Annotated in this window: 18 protein-coding genes; 9 read left to right on the top strand and 9 right to left on the bottom strand. The window is 61.2% G+C overall.

All coding sequences use genetic code 11. The annotated features are described in order from the left end of the window. Positions 1-414: a DUF3301 domain-containing protein gene (locus tag LOY31_RS29060; RefSeq protein WP_007954242.1), complete on the bottom strand. Its 414-nt coding sequence runs from the start codon at positions 412-414 to the stop codon at positions 1-3. A gap of 117 nt (positions 415-531) precedes the next feature. Here LOY31_RS29060 and pdxY point away from each other — a divergent pair, with 117 nt between their 5' ends. Next, positions 532-1,404, top strand: coding sequence for a pyridoxal kinase PdxY (gene pdxY, locus LOY31_RS29055; RefSeq protein ID WP_085606240.1), 873 nt, complete (start codon positions 532-534; stop codon positions 1,402-1,404). Between the two features lie 116 nt (positions 1,405-1,520). Here the strand turns inward: pdxY and LOY31_RS29050 are convergent, their stop codons facing one another. After that, complete coding sequence (locus LOY31_RS29050; RefSeq protein ID WP_003229693.1) at positions 1,521-2,003, bottom strand: acyl-CoA thioesterase; 483 nt, start codon at positions 2,001-2,003, stop codon at positions 1,521-1,523. A 281-nt stretch (positions 2,004-2,284) separates the two neighbouring features. Between LOY31_RS29050 and LOY31_RS29045 the strand changes: the two genes are divergently transcribed. Continuing rightward, positions 2,285-4,048, top strand: coding sequence for a cation:proton antiporter (locus tag LOY31_RS29045; RefSeq protein WP_221534003.1), 1,764 nt, complete (start codon positions 2,285-2,287; stop codon positions 4,046-4,048). Positions 4,049-4,069: 21 nt separating this feature from the next. Here the strand turns inward: LOY31_RS29045 and LOY31_RS29040 are convergent, their stop codons facing one another. The 4 genes from LOY31_RS29040 to uvrD form a co-directional block, all read right to left on the bottom strand. Beyond that, positions 4,070-4,477, bottom strand: a complete 408-nt coding sequence (locus tag LOY31_RS29040; protein WP_007954245.1) for an SMI1/KNR4 family protein — start codon at positions 4,475-4,477, stop codon at positions 4,070-4,072. 138 nt (positions 4,478-4,615) lie between these two features. Further along, complete coding sequence (locus LOY31_RS29035; RefSeq protein ID WP_085606237.1) at positions 4,616-5,485, bottom strand: Tim44 domain-containing protein; 870 nt, start codon at positions 5,483-5,485, stop codon at positions 4,616-4,618. 175 nt (positions 5,486-5,660) lie between these two features. Next, positions 5,661-6,101 (bottom strand): EamA family transporter, encoded by a 441-nt coding sequence (locus LOY31_RS29030; protein WP_085606235.1) that lies wholly within the window; start codon positions 6,099-6,101, stop codon positions 5,661-5,663. A gap of 148 nt (positions 6,102-6,249) precedes the next feature. Further along, a complete protein-coding gene (gene uvrD / locus LOY31_RS29025; RefSeq protein ID WP_007954248.1) occupies positions 6,250-8,433 on the bottom strand; it encodes a DNA helicase II in 2,184 nt (727 codons plus the stop codon). 259 nt (positions 8,434-8,692) lie between these two features. On the opposite strand from uvrD, the gene LOY31_RS29020 reads away from it, so the two are divergent. The 3 genes from LOY31_RS29020 (at position 8,693) to LOY31_RS29010 (ending at position 12,898) form a co-directional block, all read left to right on the top strand. Then, complete coding sequence (locus tag LOY31_RS29020) at positions 8,693-11,566, top strand: bifunctional diguanylate cyclase/phosphodiesterase (protein ID WP_007954249.1); 2,874 nt, start codon at positions 8,693-8,695, stop codon at positions 11,564-11,566. Between the two features lie 150 nt (positions 11,567-11,716). Further along, complete coding sequence (hexR, locus tag LOY31_RS29015; protein ID WP_007954250.1) at positions 11,717-12,583, top strand: transcriptional regulator HexR; 867 nt, start codon at positions 11,717-11,719, stop codon at positions 12,581-12,583. Between the two features lie 108 nt (positions 12,584-12,691). Further along, positions 12,692-12,898, top strand: coding sequence for a PA3496 family putative envelope integrity protein (locus LOY31_RS29010; protein WP_007954251.1), 207 nt, complete (start codon positions 12,692-12,694; stop codon positions 12,896-12,898). On the opposite strand, the gene LOY31_RS29005 is transcribed toward LOY31_RS29010, so the two are convergent. Further along, positions 12,840-13,802 (bottom strand): LysR family transcriptional regulator, encoded by a 963-nt coding sequence (locus tag LOY31_RS29005; protein WP_258712635.1) that lies wholly within the window; start codon positions 13,800-13,802, stop codon positions 12,840-12,842. The two genes, LOY31_RS29010 and LOY31_RS29005, sit on opposite strands and share 59 nt — an antisense overlap. A gap of 190 nt (positions 13,803-13,992) precedes the next feature. On the opposite strand from LOY31_RS29005, the gene LOY31_RS29000 reads away from it, so the two are divergent. Together LOY31_RS29000 and oadA are read left to right on the top strand one after the other, a co-directional pair. After that, positions 13,993-15,408, top strand: a complete 1,416-nt coding sequence (locus LOY31_RS29000; protein ID WP_007954255.1) for an acetyl-CoA carboxylase biotin carboxylase subunit — start codon at positions 13,993-13,995, stop codon at positions 15,406-15,408. 11 nt (positions 15,409-15,419) lie between these two features. Next, a complete protein-coding gene (oadA, locus tag LOY31_RS28995) occupies positions 15,420-17,228 on the top strand; it encodes a sodium-extruding oxaloacetate decarboxylase subunit alpha (protein WP_258712634.1) in 1,809 nt (602 codons plus the stop codon). Between the two features lie 103 nt (positions 17,229-17,331). Here the strand turns inward: oadA and LOY31_RS28990 are convergent, their stop codons facing one another. Next, positions 17,332-18,405: an autotransporter domain-containing protein gene (locus LOY31_RS28990; RefSeq protein ID WP_408980459.1), complete on the bottom strand. Its 1,074-nt coding sequence runs from the start codon at positions 18,403-18,405 to the stop codon at positions 17,332-17,334. Positions 18,406-18,998: 593 nt separating this feature from the next. Then, positions 18,999-21,956, bottom strand: a complete 2,958-nt coding sequence (locus LOY31_RS28985; RefSeq protein WP_258712633.1) for an autotransporter domain-containing protein — start codon at positions 21,954-21,956, stop codon at positions 18,999-19,001. Positions 21,957-22,196: 240 nt separating this feature from the next. On the opposite strand from LOY31_RS28985, the gene LOY31_RS28980 reads away from it, so the two are divergent. Further along, entirely contained in the window at positions 22,197-23,549 is a 1,353-nt protein-coding gene (locus LOY31_RS28980; RefSeq protein WP_221534007.1) for a HipA domain-containing protein, read from the top strand. Then, entirely contained in the window at positions 23,546-23,824 is a 279-nt protein-coding gene (locus LOY31_RS28975) for a helix-turn-helix domain-containing protein (protein WP_064379753.1), read from the top strand. The genes LOY31_RS28980 and LOY31_RS28975 overlap by 4 nt, the downstream gene beginning before the upstream one ends. Positions 23,825-23,851: the final 27 nt, after the last annotated feature.

Here is a 23,851-nt window from a genome sequence, read left to right as displayed (position 1 = left end):
TCAAGGCTTCCACTTGGTATGTTCCTGACGCCACTGGCTCAGCTCGATCACTTCACCACGCGGCTTGGTCACTTCCACCACGGGCGGCGTGTCATCAAATGGCGCCGGGTAGGGCGCCAGCTCAATCTGCGCGCTGTGCGCACCGAACTGGGTGATGGTGCCGTTGTGCCGGGTTTCGCCGGTCACGGTGAATTCGAAATTGTAGACCCGGGCCAGACGTCGCCGACCGCTGGCGTCCTTGATCAAGCCGATCTTCTTCAGCGCCACGTTACCGTCGAGCAACTCGACGCCGACATTCACGCAATGCTGTTTGACCCGCTCCAGCGCCCGCTCGCGCAAGCCGTGGTTGTGCCAGAGCCACGCACCGGCGACGGCGAACAGCATCAGCACGAAAATGTTTTCCAGGGTGAGCATCAACACGAAACTCCAAATGATGGCGTCAGCTTAACTGCGTCGCCGGTCTGTCGTACAGGCTGCGTTTCGTCGCATACTGCGCGGCTTGAATTTCAATCGTTTTACGGAAAAACCCGAATGAAACGTACGCCTCATCTGCTCGCCATCCAGTCCCATGTGGTGTTCGGCCACGCCGGCAACAGCGCTGCGGTTTTTCCGATGCAGCGGGTCGGGGTGAATGTCTGGCCGCTCAATACGGTGCAGTTCTCCAACCACACGCAGTACGGCCAGTGGGCCGGCGAAGTGCTGGCGCCGCACCGGATCCCGGAACTGGTCGAAGGCATCGCCGCCATCGGTGAGCTGGGCAATTGCGATGCGGTGCTGTCCGGTTATCTCGGCAGTGCGGCGCAGGGCCGGGCGATTCTCAGTGGCATCGAGCGGATCAAGGCGGTCAACCCGAAAGCCCTTTATCTGTGCGACCCGGTAATGGGGCATCCGGAAAAGGGTTGCAGCGTTCCCGCCGAGGTCAGTGATTTCCTGCTGGAAGAGGCCGCCGCTGTTGCGGACTTCATGTGCCCGAACCAGTTGGAGCTGGACAGCTTCTCCGGGCGCAAGCCGCAGTCGCTGTTCGATTGCCTGGCGATGGCGCGGGCGCTTCTGGCACGTGGCCCGAAAGCGGTGCTGGTCAAACATCTGGATTATCCGGGCAAACCGGCGGATGGCTTTGAAATGTTGCTGGTGACGGCCGATGGCAGCTGGCATCTGCGGCGTCCGCTGCTGGCGTTTCCGCGTCAGCCGGTGGGGGTGGGCGATCTGACGTCAGGTCTGTTCCTGGCGCGCGTGCTGCTCGGGGATAGCCTGGTGGCAGCGTTTGAATTCACCGCAGCAGCGGTGCATGAAGTGCTGCTGGAAACCCAGGCTTGCGCAAGTTACGAGCTGCAGCTGGTGCGAGCGCAGGACCGGATTGCGCATCCGCGGGTGAAGTTCGAAGCCACGCCGATCAGTCTGTAAGACCGAGTTGCCCCATTCGCGAGCAAGCCCGCTCCCACAGGAGGAACGCATTCCAAATGTGGGAGCGGGCTTGCTCGCGAAAGCTATCTGCAGAGCGCCATAGATCGAAGGGCTGATCAGGCGTCGCCCTTGATTTCCTGATAGCGCTTTTCCAGCTCCTGACGGATCTGCCGGCGTTGCTGCGCCTGCATGTAGCGGCGCTTGTCTTCGCTGTTCTGCGGTTGCAGCGGCGGTACGGCGGCGGGTTTGCGCTGATCGTCCACCGCGACCATGGTGAAGAAGCAGCTGTTGGTGTGGCGCACCGAGCGCTCGCGGATGTTCTCGGTCACCACTTTGATACCGACTTCCATCGAGGTGTTGCCGGTGTAGTTCACCGACGCCAGGAAAGTCACCAGTTCGCCGACGTGGATCGGCTCGCGGAAAATTACCTGATCCACCGACAGGGTCACCACGTAGCGGCCGGCATAACGGCTGGCGCAGGCGTAGGCCACTTCGTCGAGGTATTTGAGCAGGGTGCCGCCGTGGACATTGCCAGAGAAGTTGGCCATGTCGGGGGTCATCAGTACCGTCATCGACAGCTGGGCGTTTCCGGGTTCCATAACGTTCTCACGGGTCAAGGCAGGGTTGCTGGAAGAAACACCTCTGCGGGTGCCTGGTCGCTTTTCAAAAGCACCGTTATCGGGACGCCAGGCAACTGGCCGCCGTCACGCCCGAATCGATCTGTTTCCATATATTGCACCGCCTTTCAGCCGGAAGTCGCGGTGTTACCCTGCAAAAGCCCACCCCAAGGGCGATTCCTACACCCAAAGCGGATTTTTACTCAGCTCGCCCAGACATTTCCCATGCCTGCGTGAGCCTCGTCATTCAAGGAGCCCACACCATGCATGCCATCAGCTTTATTCAGGATCTGGCGGTGATCATGTTGGTCGCAGGTGTGGTGACCGTGCTGTTTCACCGCTTCAAGCAGCCGGTAGTGCTCGGCTACATCGTCGCCGGCTTCATCATCGGCCCGCACACACCGCCCTTCGGCCTGATCCACGACGAAGAAACCATCAAGACCCTCGCCGAGCTGGGAGTGATTTTCCTGATGTTCTGCCTGGGCCTGGAGTTCAGCCTGCGCAAGTTGTTCAAGGTCGGCGCCACGGCCTTCATCGCAGCGTTCCTCGAAATCGTGCTGATGATCTGGATCGGCTACGAAATCGGCCGCTGGTTCGACTGGAACACCATGGATTCGCTGTTCCTCGGCGCGATCCTGGCGATTTCCTCGACCACCATCATCGTCAAGGCGCTCAACGACCTGAAGATGAAAAACGAGCGCTTCGCCCAGTTGATCTTCGGCGTGCTGATCGTCGAGGACATTCTCGGCATCGGCATCATCGCCTTGCTGTCGAGCATCGCTGTCAGCGGCACGGTGAGTTCCGGCGAAGTGTTTTCTACCGTCGGCAAGCTCTCACTGTTCATGATCGTCGCCTTGGTTGTCGGCATTCTGTTGGTGCCGCGACTGTTGGCCTACGTGGCAAAATTCGAAAGCAACGAGATGCTGCTGATCACCGTGCTGGGCCTGTGTTTCGGCTTCTGCCTGCTGGTGGTCAAACTCGAGTACAGCATGGTGCTCGGGGCGTTCCTGATCGGCGCGATCATGGCCGAGTCGCGGCAACTGCTGAAAATCGAGCGCCTGATCGAGCCGGTTCGCGACCTGTTCAGTGCGATCTTCTTCGTCGCCATCGGCCTGATGCTCGATCCGATGATTCTTCTGCAATACGCGTGGCCGATTGCGGTGATCACGGTCGCCGTGGTGCTGGGCAAGATGCTGTCCTGTGGCCTCGGGGCGTTTATCGCAGGGAATGACGGACGAACCTCACTGCGGGTCGGGATGGGGCTTTCGCAGATTGGCGAATTCTCCTTCATCATCGCGGCGCTGGGGATGACCCTCCAGGTCACCAGCAACTTCCTGTATCCGGTGGCCGTGGCGGTTTCGGTGATTACCACGTTGCTGACGCCGTACCTGATCCGGGCTGCCGATCCGCTGTCGATCAAGCTGTCTGCCGCGATGCCGCAGCGCCTCGGTCGAGTGTTCGGGATGTACGGCGAGTGGCTGCGCAGCATTCAGCCGCAGGGTGAGGGCGCGATGCTGGTGTCCATGATCCGGCGGATTCTGCTGCAGGTCGGGGTCAATCTGGCGCTGGTGATCGCGATCTTCTTTGCCGGCGCTTTCTTTGCCGGGCGCCTCTCGATCTGGATGCAGGACTGGATCAGCGATCCGAGCTGGCAGAAGGCGTTGATCTGGGGCGGGGCGCTGCTGGTGTCGTTGCCGTTCCTGATCGCGGCCTATCGGAAGCTCAAGGCGCTGTCGATGCTGTTGGCGGAGATGGGCGTGAAGCCGGAAATGGCCGGGCGTCACACACAGCGAGTGCGCCGGGTGATCGCCGAAGTGATCCCGATTATCTCGCTGCTGGTGATTTTCCTGCTGTTGGCAGCCTTGTCGGCCAGTATCTTGCCGACCAACAAGTTGCTGGTGCTGATCGCCGTAGTCGCGGCCGCCGTGGCGGCGCTGCTCTGGCGCTGGTTCATCCGGGTGCACACGCGGATGCAGGTGGCCCTGCTGGAAACCCTCGACAACCACAAGGAGCCGTCGGGGCACTGACCACCCATGGTGCGGGGCGTTTCAGCTTTCCAGCCAGACGTCCCGCGCCCAGTGCCAGACCGATTCCCAGGACTCTTCGGTGATCAGTTCTTCTTCGCCCGACCACAGCACCACGGTGCCGTCTTCTTCGACGCAGTAGTAGTCGTCACCGTCCTGGCAGATCGGGATCAGGTCGCGCGGCACGCCGGCATCCCAGGCATTGGCGGCGACGTCCGGCAGGTAGGTGTGGGATTGCGGGTCGGTGACGGTCACCGGCTCCAGACTGCCGTAAACCACGTCGCTGACGGTCAGCAGAAACTCTTTGAAGACGAACGGGATGTTGATGAAGAGCTCTTCTTCGATTTCCACCAACTGGTCTTCGTCGGGCAACTCCAGGGGAACCGGTACGGGTTCGTTGGCTTCGCGCAGTTGTTCGATGATTTCTTCCACGTCCGGGATCCTCTTGCTTGAATGGCGCGGTTTATATGGGGCGGTTTATACAGTAGCTCGCTATAGATGCAACCGCGAAATAGAAAACCCCGGCCGAGGCCGGGGTTTTCATTACTGCGGGTAAAACGTCGGAGGTGATCAGCCGTTCTGGCGGATACCGGCGACCAGCCAAGGCTGGTTGTCGCCCTGTGGACGTTCCATGTTCCAGCTTTCGCTGAACACTTCGCCCTGCTGGTCGAAACGCGAGGTCTTCGACACGCCGTTGAAGGTCAGGGTGGCGATGGTCTTGTCCGCACGATCATCCACGCCATCCAGTTGTACCTGGAGGTTGTCGATGTAGGTGGACTGGAACGCATCACCCAGTTCCGCGCGCTCGCGTTTGAGGAACTCGAACATTTGCGGGGTCACGAACTCGGCGATCTTGTCCATTTCGTTGGCGTCCCAGTGCTGCTGCAGCGCCTGGAAGTGGCTGCGGGCGGCTTCAAGGAAGCGCTGTTCGTTGAACCAGGCCGGTGCATTGATCACCGGACGGGCGGCAGCAGGTGCGGCCGAACCACCGAAGATCGAACCCATGGCTGCTGGCTTCTGTTCGAACACTTCACGCTGCATCGGCGCGCCGGCCGGAGCGAACTGCTCCTGCTGCTTGCGACGACGGGCGGCGATGAAGCGGAAGATCACGAACGCGATCACGGCCATGATCAGGATGTCGAAGAACTGCATGCCTTCGAAGCCGCCGCCCATGAACATGGAAGCGAGCAGGCCACCGGCCGCGATGCCGGCCAGAGGGCCGAGCCATTTCGAAGCACCGCCGGCCTTGGCCGCAGCGCCCGCGGCACCAGCGGTCGCCGCAGCGCCGCCCATGCCTGGAGAAGAAGGAGCCATCTGGCTGGTCTGGTGCGTCGGCGCAGCGCCGGCGCTTTTGCCACCACCAAAGCGCTTGGCGTTGGCGTCGAGGCTCATCGTCAGGCCGATGCACAACGCCATGGCGATGCTAAGAAAACGTTTCATAAAGGGAATTCCCGTTTGTGGAGACACGCGCGCCATGTTGCACAGCTGAAGTGTTACTGGCTAGCGAGAGAGTGTTTCGGGCTTTTGCCTGACAGGTTACGTTCAGCTCGGTCGGGGCAATAAGGCCATGTACTTTTGTCTGTAGGAAAAGGAGATAGGTTCAGCAGGAAATGGATCAGCGCCGAAAAGCCAGCATCACCACGCCGGCAGTGATAAGGCCGATACCGCCCCACTGGCGCAGGTCGAGTTTCTCGCCCAGCAGGATCACACCGAGCACCGCCACGAAGACCACGCTGAGCTTGTCCACCGGGGCGACCAGCGATGCCGGGCCGACTTTCAACGCCCGGAAGTAGCACAGCCACGAAGCACCGGTACCCAGGCCCGACAACAGCAGAAACAGGTAGCTCTTGGCGGAGATCGATCCCAAGGACTGATATTGGCCCGTTGCGTACAAAATCAAGGCTAGACTGACCAATACGACGATTGTGCGCAGCAGGGTAGCGAAGTCGGAGTTGACGTTTTCGATGCCGATCTTGGCGAAGATGGCCGTCAGCGCGGCGAAGGTGGCCGAGAGCAGGGCCCAGAACGTCCAGGAAGAAAAGAAGCCCGAGCCCATGGATGTTGCCTCCAGTGTTCGTGTCCGATCGTTCCCACGCTCTGCGTGGTAACGCCGCCATGGACGCTCCGCGTCCACAGTGACGCAGAGCGTCACGGGATGCATTCCCACGCAGAGCGTGGGAACGATGAGCAACGACGGGCTGCCCCTAAATGGCTTCCAGCTTCGCGTACCCGAGCATCAGCCACTTGCTGCCTTCGGCGAAGTTCACCTGCACCCGGGCCTGGGCGCCGGCGCCTTCGAAGTTGAGGATCACGCCGTCGCCGAAGATTGAGTGACGGACAGCCTGGCCAAGGCTCAGGCCGGTTTCCGGAATCTCGCTGCCGCTGAACAGGTTGCTGCCCCCCATCGACTGGTTGCCGCCGAACGGCCGGCTGACGCTGTTGGACAGGCGTACTTCCTGAATCAGGCCTTTCGGTACTTCCCGTACGAAACGCGACACCTTGTTGTAGGTTTCGCTGCCGTACAGGCGTCGGGTTTCAGCATAGGTCATCACCAGATTCTGCATCGCCCGGGTAATGCCGACATAGGCCAGTCGCCGCTCCTCCTCAAGGCGCCCCGGTTCTTCCAGGCTCATCTTGTGCGGGAACAGGCCTTCTTCCATGCCCACCAGGAACACGTAAGGGAATTCCAGGCCCTTGGCGCTGTGCAGGGTCATCAGCTGAATGCTGTCTTCGTGTTCGTCGGCCTGGGTGTCGCCGGCCTCCAGCGAAGCGTGACCTAGGAACGCCGCCAGTGGCGTCAGCTCTTCGTCTTCTTCGGTGTTCTCGAAGTTGCGCGCGGCGCTGACCAGTTCCTCAAGGTTTTCCACCCGGGCCTGGCCTTTCTCGCCTTTTTCCGCTTCGTGGTAGGCAATCAGTCCGGATTGCTCGATGACGGTCTGGGTCATCAGGTGCAACGGCATCTCGGCGCACTTGGCGGCGAGGTTTTCGATCAGTTCGATAAACGCGCCCAGCGCACCGGCGGCGCGACCGGTCAGGCCTTTGTTGGCCACCAGCTGGCGCATGGCTTCCCACATCGACACATCGCTGTGACGGGCATGGTCGCGAATCGCTTCGACGGTTTTCTCGCCGATGCCGCGAGCCGGGACGTTGATCACCCGCTCCAGCGCCGCATCGTTGCCACGACCTTCCAGCAAACGCAGGTAAGCCATGGCGTTCTTGATTTCCGCCCGCTCGAAGAATCGCTGGCCGCCATAGATGCGGTACGGAATGCGTTCACGCAGCAACGCTTCTTCCAGAACGCGCGATTGGGCATTGGAGCGGTAGAGAATCGCGATATCGCTGCGAGCCAGGCCGGTTTTCAGCGCGCTTTCGATGGTTTCGACAACGTAGCGTGCTTCATCGTGTTCGTTGAAGGCGGCGTAGAGGTTGATCGCTTCGCCGTCGCCGCCATCGGTCCACAGCTCTTTGCCGAGACGTCCGGTGTTATTGGCGATCAAGGCGTTGGCGGCTTTCAGGATGCCGGCCGTGGAGCGGTAGTTCTGCTCCAGACGGATGGTCACCGAATCCGGGAAGTCGGAAGAGTATTGGTGGATGTTCTCGATTTTCGCGCCGCGCCAGCCGTAGATCGACTGGTCGTCGTCGCCGACCACCATCAGGCTGTCGCCGCCCTTGCCCAGCAGACGCAACCAGGCGTACTGCACGGCGTTGGTGTCCTGGAATTCGTCCACCAGAATGTGTCGGAAACGCTTCTGGTAGTGCGCCAGCAGGCCCGGGTGGTCGCGCCACAGGTCGAGGGCGCGCAGCAGCAGTTCGGAGAAGTCGATGACGCCGGCGCGCTGGCACGCCGCCTCGTACGCTTCATAAATGCCGCGCATGGTGGCCAGGAACAGATCGCCGCTGGCTTGAATGTGTTGCGGACGCAGACCTTCGTCTTTCTGCCCGTTGATGAACCACTGGGCCTGACGGGCCGGCCAGCGTTGCTCGTCCAGCCCCAGCTCGCGGATCACCCGCTTGACCAGCCGTTGCTGGTCATCGCTGTCGAGAATCTGGAAGGTCTGGCTCAGCCCGGCCTCCTGCCAGTGCGCCCGCAACAGGCGGTGCGCCAGGCCGTGGAAGGTGCCGACCCACATGCCGGCCGGGTTGATGCCCAGCAATTGCTCGATGCGGTGACGCATCTCGGCAGCGGCTTTATTGGTGAAGGTCACCGACAGGATCGAGTGGGGCGAGGCGTTTTCGACCTGGATCAACCAGGCGATACGGTGCACCAGCACTCGGGTTTTGCCGGAGCCGGCACCGGCCAGGACCAATTGACGACCAACGGGAGCCGCTACGGCCTGGCGTTGGGCATCGTTGAGGGAGTTCAGCAGAAGGGAGAGATCATCGCGCATCGGGGCATTCTAGGGTGCGCCGCAGGCCCGGGCAAACCGAGCTTTGCATTAGCCGATGAAAGTGCCGCCCGTGACGACCGGTCGGTCACCGGCTACAGGCGTTGGCCCGCCTGGCGTCGGGGCTTTGGCGGGTGACGAGCGGCGGAAAAGTTTCGGTGAAATTATGATCTGGGGCAGTTTGGCAAGTGGTTCGGCTTGTGTATGCTCCGTCCACGTTTCCGGGCGCATGCTCACACTTATAAGAACAAGAACGTTGCCTATGACCCTCAGCTTCGACCTGTCGGGCCCCTCTGTGGAACCCCGGGTAATCCGCAAGCATTACGCCACCCAGATGGCGGTCGAGCGCACGCGCCTTCTTTACCAGGGTTCGCTGTTGCCCACCCTGTTCATGTTGATCAATGGTCTGGTCTGCGCCGGTCTGCTCTGGAGCCCGCAGCGTTACTTCGTGGTCAGCGTCTGGCTGGTGTGGCTGCTGTCGCTGGTGGCGTTGCGGGTGATTCAGGTCGCCGCGTTCGATTCGGCGATTCCTGATCGCCAGGCCCAGCCGATCTGGGGGCGGATGTTCCTGCTCGGCTCGACCATGACCGGCCTGACCCTCGCTGGCGCCGGCATCGCTCTGGTCCCCGCCGACAACTTCATGCAGCAGGCCTGGGTGTTCGGCCTGATTGGTGCCGCGACCCTGTCGGCCAGCGTGGCTTACGCCGTGAGTATTCCGGCATTCCTTTCCTTTACCTTGCCATGCCTGCTGCCGGCCATCGGCTACCTGTTCTGGGGCGGTGACGAACTGGCGCGCGGCTGGGGCTGGCTCGGGCTGATCCTGCTCGGCTCCCTGAGCGTGGTGGCGTGGCAGGTCAATCGGCTGATCGATCGTGGTTTGCTGCGGCGCTTCCAGAATCAGCACCTGATCGAGCACCTGCAACAAACGCAAACCCGCAGCGAACAGCTCAATCAGGAGCTGGCGAAGGAAATCGAGCACCGGCGCTGCGCCGAGGGCAAGTTGCGCGAGGCGCAGGTCGAGCTGGAAGACCGGGTCGCCCAGCGCAGCCGGGAACTGGACGTCGCCAACCAGGCCCTGAGCAAGAGCGAGGCGCGCCTGGCCCTGGCGTTGAAAGCCAGTGAGCTGGGGCTGTGGGACTGGAACCTGCAGACCGACGAAGTTCACCACACGCAGATTCAGGAGTTGTTTGGCCTTGACCCGGAATACGTCACCGGGCTGCTCAGGCACCTGCGGCCACGCCTGCACCCGGAAGATGTGCCGCCGCTCAAAAGGGCGTTGATCGAGCACTTGAAGGGGCGCACCGAGGATTATCAGATCGAATACCGCGTGCGCCACGGCGACGGTCACTGGGTCTGGATCGAAGACCGTGGGCGAGCGGTGGAGCGCGACGAGAACGGGCGGGTCATCCGCATGGTCGGCACCCGCCGCGACATTAGTGTCAGCAAAAGCCTGGAAGCCCAGCAACAACTGGCGGCGACGGTGTTCGAGGCTGCCAGCGAAGGCATCGTGATCCTCGACCCGAATTATTCGCTGATCGCCATCAATCAGGCCTTCAGCCGGGTCACCGGGTATGACATCGACGACATGCTCGGGCGCAACGTCGTCGAATTGCCGTGCAGCCGCGACGCCCGCCGGCACTACGTCGCGATCCGCCACGCGCTGGAACAGCACGGCAGCTGGCAGGGCGAACTGGTGGAAACCCGCAAGAACGGCGAGCTGTATCCTCAGTGGCTGCAATTGAATGCCGTACGCGACAGTCGGGGAAATGTGAGCCATATCGTCGGCTTCTTCGCCGATCTGTCGGCGCGCCGTGAATCCGAAGAGCGAATGCGCTACCTGACCCACTACGACGAACTCACCGGCCTGGCCAATCGCTCATTGTTCCGCGAACGCCTGCACGAAGCCCATCAGCGCGTGCGGCAGGGCGGGCGCCGGAGTCTGGCGCTGCTGCACATCAATCTGGATCGCTTCAAGCTGCTCAACGACAGCCTCGGCCACGAGATCGCCGACCAGTTGCTGCAAAAGATGTCTCGGCGGCTGGTCAACGCCTTGCCGGAAGCCGACACCATCGCCCGGCTGTCCGGCGACGAGTTCGCAGTGCTGTTCGACGCCTACGGCAACCTCTCGAGCCTGGCGCGGGTCGCCACGCGGCTGTCGACCAAGCTGCGACTGCCGTTGACCGTGGAAGGGCACGAATTGGTAGTAAGTGCTTCGATGGGCATCAGCATGCTGCCGGACAACGCCCGGGAGATTTCCGCGCTGGTCAGCCAGTCGAACATGGCCATGCAACATGCCAAGCACCTGGGCGGCAACAACTTCCAGTTTTATACCGACAGTCTGCAGGCCAGCACGCTGGAGCGCCTGCAACTGGAAAACCAGCTGCGCAAAGCCATCGAGGAAAAGCAGCTCAACGTCTTCTATCAACCGAAACTGTGTCTGGCGACCGGTCGTCTCAACGCGGCGGAAGCGCTGGTGCGCTGGGATCACCCGACCATGGGCCGGGTACCGCCGGGGGATTTCATCGGTCTGGCGGAGGAGACGGGGCTGATCGGGCCGATCGGCGAATTCGTCCTGCGCCAGGCCTGCTGGCAGGCGTGCGAATGGCAGCGTCAGGGGCTGGCGCCGATCCGGGTTTCGGTGAACCTGTCGGTTCATCAACTGCGCCAGGGCAAACTGGTCAGTCTGGTGCGCCAGGTGCTGGAGGAAACCGGCCTGGCGCCGCACTACCTCGAACTGGAACTGACCGAAAGCCAGCTGCTCGACAGCGTCGAACACATCATCGCCACGTTCCAGCAGTTGCGGGATCTGGGGGTGAAGCTGGCCATCGACGATTTCGGCACCGGTTATTCATCACTGAGCTATCTGAAGCGGATTCCGGTGGACTACGTGAAGATCGATCAGGCCTTTATTCGCGGGTTGGGCGAGGGCAGCGAAGACGCGGCGATCACTCGGGCGATCATTGCGATGGCTCATGGGCTGTCACTGAAAGTTGTCGCAGAAGGTGTCGAGCGATCCGAGCAGTTGGCGTTTCTGAAAACTGAAGGTTGCGACGAGGTGCAGGGCTATCTGATCAGCCGTCCGGTGGAGGCGGTCGGCCTTGCCGCATTGCTGCGTGAACAGGAAAAACCGCTGTAGAGGGCTACATGCAGCGCATGTCGCCTGATCCGGGGGGATCGAGTTACGCATTGAGCAGGCAAAAAGCCGATTCATGTAGTATAACTACAAACTTGCTACATCCCCGGCATCTGGCCAAAGCACATCTTTCCATAACAAGAGTCCAGCCCCTTGAATCTGCTGCAACACATCGCCCAGTCACGTCACCTGTTACGCAAGTCGGAGCTCAAGGTCGCCGACCACGTGCTGCTTGACCCTGCGGCAGTGATGCACAGTTCCATGGCCGACCTGGCCCACAGCGTCGGCATCAGCGAGCCGACCATCGTGCGCTTCTGCCGGGCCATCGGTTGTTCCGGTTTTCAGGATCTGAAACTCAAGCTCGCGCAAAGCCTCGCGGCCGGCGCCAGCTTCGGTCAGTTCGCGATCCATGAAGACGATTCCGTTGCCGACTACAGCCTGAAGATTTTCGACACCACGTTGCACACGCTGATGGAGGTTCGCGAGAAGCTCGATCCTCTGGAGCTGCAACGGGCGGTGACGCTGATGTCCCAGGCCCAGCGCGTCGAGTTCTACGGTTTTGGTGCGTCGGGCGCGGTGGCGGCGGATGCGCAGCACAAATTCTTCCGTCTGCTGCTGACGGCGGCGGCATATTCCGACCCGCACATGCAGGCGATGTCGGCGGTGACGCTGAAGCCGACTGACGTGGCGATCTGCATTTCCCAGTCCGGCCGCTCCAAAGACCTGCTGATCACCGCCAACCTCGTTCGCGAGAGCGGTGCGTCGCTGATCACCTTGTGCCCGAGCCAGACACCGCTGGCCGAGCTGTCGACCGTCAACCTGGCGATCGACGTTCATGAAGACACCGAAATCTACACCCCGCTGACTTCGCGTATCGCTCACCTGGTGGTGATCGACGTACTGGCGATGGGCGTGGCCATGGCGCGCGGGCCGAGCCTGGTCAACCACCTCAAGAGCGTCAAGCGCAGCCTGCGCAGCTTGCGGCTCTCGCCAAAATCGGTGAAAGCGCTGGATGACTGATCGTGATGGGGTGAAGGCAATCTTCATCTGCCTGTAACCCCGACGCAGCCAAATCGTCATCCACCATGCCTATCGTGAAACTCCCGTAATCGCCTTGGGAGACTCGAAATGGCTCAGCCTTACGAAGAACGCAACAGCGCCGCGAAAACCCGTCGTCAGCAGGAAGACCAGCGCCGCATGGAATTTCGCCGCGCTATCGAAGATCGCTTCGAACTCCGCCAGCTTCAGGCAGAAATCGGCGATTTTCCCGAGGACATCAATCACTGGCAGGCAGCACCGGCAGCTTCCCGTCGAAGCGCTCAACCAGCGCGCTGATCTGCACCCGTTCGCTGCGGATAAACGCCAGGAAGGCGTGCGCCACCGGTGACAGCCGCTTGGCTTTGGCTTGCACCAGGCACCAGCTGCGAAACAGCGGCAATTCTTCGACCGGCAGTTCGACCAGGCCGCCGGTCGCCAGCTCCAGGTTCAGGGCGTGGCGCGTCAACAGCGCCAGGCCCAGACCCGCCACCACGCATTCACGCTGGGCTTCGGCCGACGCCACTTCCTGGGTCTGGGTGAAGTGCACGCGCTTCTCCTTGAAATACTCCTCGCAGGCCATTCGCGTACCCGAACCGGGTTCGCGGATCAGCAGGGTGTAAGGTTCCAGATCCTGCAAGCGCAGCGGGCCCATGTGCGCCAGCGGATGATCCGGCCGCGCCACGGCGACGATCGGGTTGTTCAGAAACGGCAGGAACTCCAGGCCCATGTCCTGCGGCACCATCGACATGATTACCAGATCGTCGCGGTTGTCGGAGAGCCGGCGAATCACCTGGCCACGGTTGACCACCGTCAGTTGCAGATTCACTTCCGGATGCTGGCGCTTGAACGCCGCGAACAGGTGCGGCACGAAGTATTTGGCGCTGGATTCCACCGCCAGCTTCAATTGGCCCTGCAGCGAGCCCTGCATGTCCGAGAGCTGCATGTCGAGGTTTTCCAGCCGGCCAAAAATGTCCCGGCTGGCGCGCTGAAGTGCTTCCGCCGCTTCGGTCATGTAGAGTTTTTTGCCGACGTAATCGAATAATGGTTGGCCAATCAGCTCTTCGAGTTGACGAATCTGTAGGCTGACGGCCGGTTGTGTGAGGGACATTTCTTCGGCAGCGCGGCTGTAGGAGCGCAAATCGCACACTTCGTTGAAGATCTGCAATTGACGCAATGTCATACGCATCAAGGACTTACGCATTTTCTACCGACTCTGGCCGCGGGCTAATGCGTTGACTATAAGTCTTTACTTATGCCTGACCCAATTTTTATTCATTTTTGTTAATCCCTTGTCAGCGCTAGTGTGGAGCCGAGACCAGATTGAAACATTTGGTCACGTGCCGACCTGGGTCTAGCAGGTCGTGGTGCCACCGGCTCAAGGGAACCTCCAAGTGATAACAAAGATCCTGATCGCCAACCGTGGTGAGATTGCCGTACGAATCGTGCGTGCCTGCGCCGAGATGGGCATCCGCTCGGTCGCGATCTATTCCGACGCCGACCGGCATGCCTTGCATGTGAAGCGTGCGGACGAGGCCCACAGCATTGGTGCCGAGCCGCTGGCCGGTTACCTGAACCCGCGCAAGCTGGTGAACCTGGCCGTGGAAACCGGCTGCGATGCGCTGCACCCCGGCTACGGTTTCCTATCGGAAAACGCCGAGCTGGCAGACATCTGCGCCGAACGCGGCATCAAATTCATAGGCCCGTCGGCGGAAGTCATCCGCCGCATGGGCGACAAGACCGAAGCGCGCCGCAGCATGATCAAGGCCGGCGTGCCGGTCACGCCTGGCACCGAAGGCAACGTCTCGGGCATCGAGGAAGCGTTGAGCGAGGGCGACCGCATCGGTTACCCGGTGATGCTCAAGGCCACTTCCGGTGGTGGCGGTCGCGGTATCCGTCGCTGCAACAGCCGCGAAGAACTCGAACAGAATTTCCCCCGGGTCATTTCCGAAGCCACCAAGGCCTTCGGTTCGGCGGAAGTGTTCCTGGAAAAATGCATCGTCAATCCGAAACACATCGAAGCGCAGATCCTCGGCGACAGCTTCGGCAACGTCGTGCATCTGTTCGAACGTGACTGCTCGATCCAGCGCCGTAACCAGAAGCTGATCGAAATCGCCCCGAGCCCGCAACTGACCCCGGAACAGCGCGCCTACATCGGCGACCTGTCGGTGCGCGCAGCCAAGGCCGTGGGCTACGAGAACGCCGGCACCGTGGAGTTCCTGCTCGCCGAGGGCGAGGTGTACTTCATGGAGATGAACACCCGGGTGCAGGTGGAACACACCATCACCGAAGAAATCACCGGGATCGACATCGTCCGCGAACAGATCCGCATCGCCTCCGGCCTGCCGCTGTCGGTGAAGCAGGAAGACATCCAGCATCGCGGTTTTGCCCTGCAATTCCGGATTAACGCCGAAGACCCGAAAAACAACTTCCTGCCGAGCTTCGGCAAGATCACGCGCTACTACGCCCCCGGCGGCCCCGGCGTGCGCACCGACACGGCGATCTACACCGGCTACACCATCCCGCCGTTCTACGACTCGATGTGCCTGAAACTGGTGGTCTGGGCGCTGACCTGGGAAGAGGCCATGGACCGCGGCCTGCGCGCGCTCGACGACATGCGTCTGCAAGGCGTGAAGACCACCGCCGCGTACTACCAGGAAATCCTGCGCAACCCGGAATTCCGTAGCGGCCAGTTCAATACCAGCTTCGTTGAAAGCCACCCTGAACTGACCAACTACTCGATCAAGCGCAAACCCGAAGAGCTGGCCCTGGCCATCGCCGCCGCCATCGCCGCCCACGCAGGCCTGTGAGGAATAGAACAATGACTAAAAAGATTTTCGTAACCGACACCATCCTGCGCGACGCCCACCAATCGCTGCTCGCCACCCGCATGCGCACCGAAGACATGCTGCCGATCTGCGACAAGCTCGACAAAGTCGGCTACTGGTCGCTGGAGTGCTGGGGCGGCGCGACCTTCGACGCCTGCGTGCGTTTCCTGAAGGAAGACCCGTGGGAGCGTCTGCGCCAGCTGCGCGCCGCGCTGCCCAACACCCGTCTGCAAATGCTCCTGCGCGGCCAGAACCTGCTGGGCTACCGCCACTACAGCGATGACGTGGTCAAGGCGTTCGTCGCCAAGGCTGCGGTCAACGGCATCGACGTGTTCCGCATCTTCGATGCAATGAACGACGTGCGTAACCTGCGCGTGGCGATCGAAGCGGTGAAGGCTGCCGGCAAACACGCCCAGGGCACCATCGCCTACACCACCAGCCCGGTGCACACCATCGATGCGTTCGTCGCCCAGGCCAAGCAAATGGAAGCCATGGGTTGCGACTCGGTGGCGATCAAGGACATGGCCGGTCTGCTGACCCCATACGCGACCGGTGAACTGGTACGTGCACTGAAAGCCGAGCAGTCGCTGCCAGTGTTTATCCACTCCCACGACACCGCCGGCCTGGCAACCATGTGCCAGCTCAAGGCCATTGAAAACGGTGCCGACCACATCGACACCGCGATCTCCAGCTTCGCTTCGGGCACCAGTCACCCTGGCACCGAATCGATGGTTGCTGCGCTCAAAGGCACCGAGTTCGATACCGGTCTGAACCTGGAGTTGCTGCAGGAAATCGGCCTGTACTTCTACGCCGTGCGCAAGAAGTACCACCAGTTCGAAAGCGAATTCACCGCCGTCGATACCCGTGTTCAAGTCAACCAGGTGCCTGGCGGGATGATTTCCAACCTGGCCAACCAGTTGAAAGAGCAGGGCGCTCTGAACCGCATGGGCGAAGTGCTGGCGGAGATCCCGCGCGTACGTGAAGACCTCGGCTTCCCGCCGCTGGTGACTCCGACTTCGCAGATCGTCGGCACCCAGGCGTTCTTCAACGTGCTGGCCGGCGAGCGCTACAAGACCATCACCAACGAGGTGAAGCTCTACCTGCAAGGCGGCTACGGCAAGCCGCCGGGCACCGTGAACGAGAAGCTGCGTCGTCAGGCCATCGGCAGCGAAGAGGTGATCGATGTACGTCCGGCCGATCTGCTCAAGCCGGAAATGACCAAGCTGCGTGCCGATATCGGCGCATTGGCCAAGTCCGAAGAAGACGTGCTGACCTTCGCCATGTTCCCGGACATCGGTCGCAAGTTCCTCGAAGAGCGTGCCGCCGGCACCCTCACCCCGGAAGTGCTGCTGCCGATCCCGGAAGCGGGCAAGGTGGCTTCGGCCGGCGGCGAAGGCGTACCGACCGAGTTCGTCATCGACGTCCACGGCGAAACCTACCGCGTGGACATCACCGGTGTCGGTGTCAAGGCTGAAGGCAAGCGTCATTTCTACCTGTCCATCGATGGTATGCCGGAAGAAGTGGTGTTCGAACCGCTCAACGAATTTGTTGGCGGCGGCAGCAGCAAGCGCAAGCAGGCTTCGGCACCGGGCCATGTCAGCACCACCATGCCGGGCAACATCGTCGATGTGCTGGTCAAGGAAGGCGACACCGTCAAGGCGGGCCAGGCTGTGCTGATCACCGAAGCGATGAAGATGGAGACCGAAGTTCAGGCTGCGATTGCCGGCAAGGTCACCGCCATCCACGTTGCCAAGGGCGACCGGGTGAACCCGGGCGAAATCCTGATCGAGATCGAAGGCTGAGATAACGGCCTCGATACAACGCTTTAAACCTCGGGGGAGCATGTGCTCCCCTTTTTTTGCTTTCAAAGTGCTGCCGCACCGTGCGGCAGCAACCCGTCTGGACTCAGAACGCCATTCGCCACTGCCCCGATACGCCGTGGTTTCGGCTGTCGGTACCGATCTCTCCGGACAGTCCGACACCCAATGTGTGACTGTTCGAGACCGCAAGATCCAGCCCTGTGTCGAGTTTCAAGCTGTCGCGATCCAGTTCGGCGCCGTAAACGGTGAAGTCTTCGGTTTCGGTGACCAAGCGTTGGCGGGTGCTGGTATAGGTCTCGCCGTAAACGTGTTTCCACCCCGCGCTGAATCGTGGCGTGAGACGCATGCCGTTATCCAGCGTGCTGACTTTCGCCATGCGTAGGCCGACGGTGGTGTTGAAGTTGCCGTGGGATTGAGCGTGAACCTTGAGCGCCGCCGCTCCGCCTTTCTCGGTGTAGCCGTCGCGCTGGTAGCGTTGGTAGCCGAGGCCGACAAACGGCTCGATGCTGACGTTGGCCCGACCCAGGTTGTATCCCGATTCGATGAACGCTTGCTGGGTGCTGGCCTGGTAGTTGCCCTTGAGTCGGTCATGGAAGCGATCGAACGCGACTTCGCGACGGGTGCTGCCTTCGTGACGGCTCCAGGTTGCGCCTGACCGAAGTGACAGCGGGCCGGTCTGGCGCAAGGCGTAGGCGCCGAGGTGCCAACTGTCGAGGTCGCCGTCCAGTTCTTTGCTGTCGATGCGCGTGTCGGAGGTGCCGCCCATCAAGCCCAGGTGCCATGTTTCATCGAGGCGCCAGTCCGCGCCGAGCAGCAGTCCTTTGGTGGAGTGTTGCATCGGTTCAAATTCGCGATCGAGTTTCCCGCTGTGGCCAAGGGCTTGCAGCCAGACCCTGCCGGTGTCTGCGTTGCCGGCCGCATGGCGTGGTGAGTTGCCCGGTGAGTCGTGGGCATTGTCGAGTTGGTGCATGGCTGACAGCAGGCTGGCGCTGACCGGCGTGACACTGCTCAGGGTTGCATTGGCGAGGTTGGCATTGCTGCCGCCCGCCAGTTGATAGTAGGCGAGGGCGGCCGTGGTTTCGTCGGCAGCGAGCAGGGCTGCAATGGCTGCATTGCCTGGAGGTGGAGGGGAGTCCGTTGACTGTGGCTGGTCAACCACTTGGGTTTGTTGAGCTGCGGACGTTTCAGCCAGAACCGGTTCCGTTAAGGGCGCTGGTTTTTCCAGGCTTTCTTCGAGAGCGCTGCCGCTCTCTGTCGTGGCGACTTTCCTGGATGGAATGTCGCCGGATGTGTGAGCGGATACCGCTGGGATCTCAGTGCTGACGGGGATTGTTTCCAGTGGCGGAGCGATCCTTTCCTCACTCACTGTTTCTGCCATGAGAAGCGGAGCAGGTTTCACCTTAGGAGGTGTGCGCGGGCTCCTGGGTTTCACCTCTTTCACGACGGGCGCGTCGGGCTCCGACTGCTCCGCCAGAGAAAATTCCACGCAACCGACTGCCAGCGCAACCGCCAGGACAAGATGTTGGAGCTTGTATTTGCATTGAATGGGCATTCCGTTCGCCTCAGGTGAAATGAGGCCAAACTGTAAAAGTCGATGCCGGTCCACCGATGCCGGGCAATTCCGAGTCGGATGCAGGCGATGACGTCTGCTTTTGTAGCCCGGGCGCTGGCGGGTAATGAACCCGCCATGGTTACCCGATCGCCCAGACGCCTTTACCTACAACTCCCGCTGAAATCCGGATTGGCGAAATCTCAAAAACTCATCTGCCACTGCCCGATCAATCCATGATTGCGACTGTTGCTGCCGATCTCGCCGCTGTATCCCAGCCCCAGCGTATGCCGCGCGGAAATGCCCAGATCCAGCCCTGCTTCCAGCACCAGACTGTCACGATCCAGCGAGCTGCCATCGACGTTGAACGCCGTGCCACCCACGACGAAGGCCTGACGGGTCGAGCTGCTGACATCGCCGTAGGTGTGCTTCCAGCCTGCCGCCATCCGTGGGGTCAGGCTCATGCCATTGTCCAGCGAGCTGAGGTGCGCCAGGCGTACACCGAAGGTGCTGCTGAAGTTGTCCAGGGTCTGGCTGTCGATCTGCAATGCCGCCGCGCCGCCCTTTTCCTGATAGCGGTCGCGGTGATAGCGCTGGTAGCCGAGGCTGGCGAACGGTTCGGCGCTCAGCCGGCCAGTGCCCATGGCGTAGCCGAGTTCGGCGAAGGCTTGCTGGCTGTCGGCGTCGTAATCGCCTTTGGGGCGATCGCTGAAACCATTGAACGCGATGGTGCGCTTGCTTTCGCCCTGATGGCCGCTGTACGCCGCGCCCAAGCGCAGGGCCAGCGGGCCGTTTTGATGCAACGCATAAACACCGGCATGCCAGCTCTCGACATTGCCGTCGACGCCGGTGGCGTCCAGGTCAGTCTTCGAATAGCCGCCGAGCACGCCCAGACGCCATTGCGGATTGAGTGCCCAGTCGGCACCAAGCACGCTGCCTTTGGTGCGTTGTTCCAGACCGCTACTGCCGTGTTCGCCATCGAGTTTGCCGTAGCCGCCGATGGCTTGCAGCCAGAGCCGGCCCCGGGCGTTCGCATCATTGAGGTTTCGCGCTTCGGACGGTACGCCGTTGGCAGCGAGGATCGGTGTGTCGCGCTGATCGAGGCCGACCATCAAGCCTGGACTGCCGCCCATCTGCTGCATCGCCGAGAGCATGCTGCTGCCGACCTGGCTGCTGGCGCCGAGGGTGGCGCTGGTCAGGTTGGCGTTGCTGGCGCCGGCCAGTTGCTCGATGGCCGCGCCTGCACTGCTTTGAGTGGTGTTGAGCAAGGCGTTGTACAGCGCATTGTTTTTGCCGATCGAGGCCAGGCTGTTGGCGGCGTTGCTGCCGTTGCCGGTGGCGGCGAATTCATTGAACGCCACGTCATTGCGGGTGTAAGTCAGGTCGACCTGAGTCGGCGTGTAAGCGAGGGTCGGCGTGAGGAACGCGTAGTCGCTGGTGACTGCGCCGAACGTGCCGTTGACCCGCGCAGCCTGCAGCACCGTGTAATGGCTCTGCCACGGATAATTGCCGCTGCCGGGATTGACCGCCAACGTTGCGCCGTTGAGGTTGGCCGTGCCGCCGACCTGGACCGGCGCGCTGCTGCCATCGGCGTTGACGCCGTAGGCGAGGGTGGATGCGCTGCTCATGTTCAAGTCGTGCACGATGGTTGCGGTGCCGAGACGGGTGTCGGTGCGCAACGTGCCATTGACGTTGAGGTTGCCTACCGACCCGCCGCCGGCATACACACCTCCGGCGTCCACGGTCAGGTTGCCGGCGATACCGCCCTGGTTTATCAGCGTGGCGCCGCTGCGCACGGCACCACCGTCGCTGAAGTCGCCGCTGCCGGTCAGTGTCCAGGCGCCTTGTTTGACTTCCAGCCATTCAAAGTTGCGGCTGGCACCGAAGCTGCCGCCGGCTGCGTCATCCATCACCACGCGGTCATAACCGCTGCCGCCATCGACCACGCCCACAAAGCGGCTGCCGTTGCGCAGGGTCAGGCTGTCATTGCCGCCGCCCAGATCCAGCGCCAGCCCGTTGCTGCCGCTGATGGTGCCGCCGTTGATCACGTTGTCGGCGAACTCACCGACGAACTTCACGCCGAAACCGTCGAGACCCCGGATGGTGCCGTAGTTCTCCAGCGTGGTGGCCGCCAGTCCTGAACCGCCGCTGCCGTCGTCCACCAGAATCGCGCTGTTGGCGCCGCTGATCAGCGCGTCCTTGGCGTTAAGAATGTACCCGCCGCCGAGCGCAATGCCTTCGCTGCCATTGGCGAAACCACCCTTGTCCACACCACCGGCGCCGACGCCCTGAATGGTGCCGTAGTTTTCGATGTGGGCAATCTTGTCGATGTCCACGCCGTCGCCGTCGCCATTCGGTTGCAAACCGGAATAGGCGCCAGTGATGGTGCCGTGGTTGATCACCGTGCCGTCGCCATCGGAACCGAAACCGGAGCCGTTGCGCCCGGTGATCTGCCCGTAGTTGACCAGCGTCGCCCCCAGGTCGGTGGTGATGCCATGGCGCCCGCCCGAAATCACGCCGTAGTTGGTCACGCTGACGCCGGTCGCGGTGTCGATATCGATGCCGTCGAACTTCTGGTCGGCGTTGTGCGAGTCACCGGTGGAGATCTCGCCGTAGTTGCTGATGGTCGCGTTGGCGCCGGTCTTCATGCCGTCGCTGGCGTCGCCACGAATCAGCCCGCCCGCGCGGTTGATGATCGTGGTTTTGACCCCGTCGCTGCGCAACGCATCCAGATCCAGGCCTTGGCCTGTGGTCGAGCGAATGGTGCCGCTGTTGTCGATCAACAGGCTGCCGCTGACGAAGTTGCTGTCGATGCGAATCGCGTCGTTGGAACCGAGAATCTGCCCGCCGCTGCGGTTATAGATGGCGTAGTTGCGCGCCTGGGTCAGGTCGCCGCTGCTGTCGATGGCCCGGCCGCCCGTGGAGATGATCTTGCCGGCGTTGTCGATGATTACGCCGGTACCGCTGGTGCCGTCCTTGAGGCTTACAGCCTTGCCACTGTTGGTGATGCTGCCCGGCGCCGAAATTGTCAGCGTGTCGCTGCCGCCCAGTGTCTGCGCAGCAGTGGTGGCGGTGTCGATCTGCACGGTCTTGCCGTGGGCGGCACTGGTGGCGATCAGCAGGGCAATGGCAAATGACAGACGCTGGGGCGGGAAGGGCATGGGGAGAACGTCCTTTTTGTTATAAGCGGGGCGTTCTGTATAGCGGAGGGTTTTTACAGAATGATGTCCGTGGCGGTCTCAGCGGCATCTGCATTATTTTGCGTTTATCTCGAGGTTTTATTTCCTTATCTGCACTTTATTGCAGATTAACGAGTCTCTCGAACTTCTGAAATGCACTATATTGCACTTATAGTTCACCAAACGACCGCAGCAATGCATTTAATTGCAGATGAGAACCTCATGCACAATCTGACTTTGCAGATATTCGACGCCGGCAAATGGCACGACGCGATGGTGTTGAGTTTCGACTCGCCCGAAAAAGGCTTCGAAAGCCGCTGCAGCTTTGGCTACGAGTCGGCGTATCTGGTCGAGAACATTGAGGCCATCGGCTCCCCTTTTTCCAAGGCCGTGAGTGCGCTGTTTCCCCTTGATTGGGAAGGCCGGCGATCCATCACGCCTGCATTCGTGCATGACATCGCGCCGGCAGGCGCCGCTAAAAGGTTTCTTCTTGCACGTCTGGGGCAGGAGAAACCTGCAGGCATCAGTGCCGATCTTTATCTGCTTGGTCGCTGCACTCCAGCTCCGATCGGCAACATGCGGATAAAAGAATCGGCCGAGGCTGTCGATGAGCGCAAGCCCATCGGTTTTCAGCGTCAGGAGGTCGTCAGCCGTGACCACCGGTTTCTTGAGTATGCCTATGAAATGGGAGCTGCGATTGGTGGGGCGACAGGGGCCGGAGGTGAAGCGCCCAAGATTCTCCTGGCGGAGGATCGTGCCGGTCTTCTGTACCCCGATGCTGTGCTGGATGATGAAAACGTCCATCAGCACTGGTTTGTGAAGTTCGCCCGGAATAAAGGAAGTCAAACCGATCAAGACATCCTGCGCAGCGAATTCCACTACTACCAGGCGCTTCAGGCACTGGGTATCGAAACCGTCGCCGCAGAAGGTCTGGCATTAGAGGAAGCGAACAAACCCAGCTTGTGGATGCAGCGTTTTGATCGCCAGGTGACGAGCCGTGGGGTAGAGCGTTTTGCCGTGGAGTCGATTTATTCGCTGGCCGAAGTGACGACGCCGGGAAGTGCGATGAACCATATGGATGTCATTCGCATGCTCGCCGAGCTCTGGCGCAATGCGGGGCAAGCGGATCAGATTCCGGCACTGGTGGCGGACTATTTACGTCGGGACCTGATCAACAAAATTCTTGGCAACTCGGACAACCACGGTCGCAATACCGCAATCATTCGTGACGAGGGCTCGTATCGTCTGGCCCCCATTTATGATCTGGCCCCCATGGTCATGGATGACGAAGGTGTGACCCGCACGACCAAATGGCCAAAAGAGCTGGAGAGGGCGGGAGATGTCGATTGGCGAGGGGTTTGTCGCGCATTGGCGGATATTTCCGATCCGGATGATCCATTGGCAGGGTTGTCCGACGCGCCGGAGTCTTTCGAGCGCCTGCGTGAAGATGCGCAGTGCCTGGCCGAGTTGCCGGATATTTTGAGCGCCAGCGGTTTGCCTGACCGGACAATGAATCATCCGGGCGTCCACCTGAAAAACCTGGAGCAACGATTGAAAGAGTGGGATCTGAAATGAGCATGACCGTCGCGGAGCGAACCGTGCTCATCGAAAGCATTCAAGAAGCGCTGGCTGAAGGAACCGTAGAAATCGGTGAAGCCGTTCGCCGTTTACGCGTGGAGGTGACCGGGTTGCATCAGACCCAGTTCGCGAAGATGTGCAAGATTTCGGTACGCACGCTGGTGCACATCGAACACGGCGAGGGTAATCAGACACTGAAATCCCTGAATGCCGTGTTCCGCCCGTTCGGGTTGAAAATGGGCGTGGTTCGGGTTCGGCGAAACAACAGCTGAACCCGCAACCTGTTTAGTGTCGATCGA

The sequence above is a fragment of the Pseudomonas sp. B21-021 genome (assembly GCF_024749205.1).
Lineage (GTDB): Bacteria > Pseudomonadota > Gammaproteobacteria > Pseudomonadales > Pseudomonadaceae > Aquipseudomonas > Aquipseudomonas paraglycinae.
This window is presented reverse-complemented; position numbering and strand designations above follow the sequence as displayed.

Excerpts from the sequence above, each read along its gene's own strand:
- uvrD (WP_007954248.1), bottom strand. The coding sequence starts at position 8,433 with ATGCGCGATGATCTCTCCCTTCTGCTGAACTCCCTCAACGATGCCCAA.
- LOY31_RS29035 (WP_085606237.1), bottom strand. The coding sequence starts at position 5,485 with ATGAAACGTTTTCTTAGCATCGCCATGGCGTTGTGCATCGGCCTGACG.
- LOY31_RS29060 (WP_007954242.1), bottom strand. The coding sequence starts at position 414 with ATGCTCACCCTGGAAAACATTTTCGTGCTGATGCTGTTCGCCGTCGCC.
- LOY31_RS28975 (WP_064379753.1), top strand. The coding sequence starts at position 23,546 with ATGAGCATGACCGTCGCGGAGCGAACCGTGCTCATCGAAAGCATTCAA.
- LOY31_RS29030 (WP_085606235.1), bottom strand. The coding sequence starts at position 6,101 with ATGGGCTCGGGCTTCTTTTCTTCCTGGACGTTCTGGGCCCTGCTCTCG.
- oadA (WP_258712634.1), top strand. The coding sequence starts at position 15,420 with ATGACTAAAAAGATTTTCGTAACCGACACCATCCTGCGCGACGCCCAC.
- LOY31_RS29010 (WP_007954251.1), top strand. The coding sequence starts at position 12,692 with ATGGCTCAGCCTTACGAAGAACGCAACAGCGCCGCGAAAACCCGTCGT.
- LOY31_RS28980 (WP_221534007.1), top strand. The coding sequence starts at position 22,197 with ATGCACAATCTGACTTTGCAGATATTCGACGCCGGCAAATGGCACGAC.
- LOY31_RS29005 (WP_258712635.1), bottom strand. The coding sequence starts at position 13,802 with ATGCGTAAGTCCTTGATGCGTATGACATTGCGTCAATTGCAGATCTTC.
- LOY31_RS29050 (WP_003229693.1), bottom strand. The coding sequence starts at position 2,003 with ATGGAACCCGGAAACGCCCAGCTGTCGATGACGGTACTGATGACCCCC.
- LOY31_RS28985 (WP_258712633.1), bottom strand. The coding sequence starts at position 21,956 with ATGCCCTTCCCGCCCCAGCGTCTGTCATTTGCCATTGCCCTGCTGATC.
- LOY31_RS29020 (WP_007954249.1), top strand. The coding sequence starts at position 8,693 with ATGACCCTCAGCTTCGACCTGTCGGGCCCCTCTGTGGAACCCCGGGTA.
- LOY31_RS29045 (WP_221534003.1), top strand. The coding sequence starts at position 2,285 with ATGCATGCCATCAGCTTTATTCAGGATCTGGCGGTGATCATGTTGGTC.
- pdxY (WP_085606240.1), top strand. The coding sequence starts at position 532 with ATGAAACGTACGCCTCATCTGCTCGCCATCCAGTCCCATGTGGTGTTC.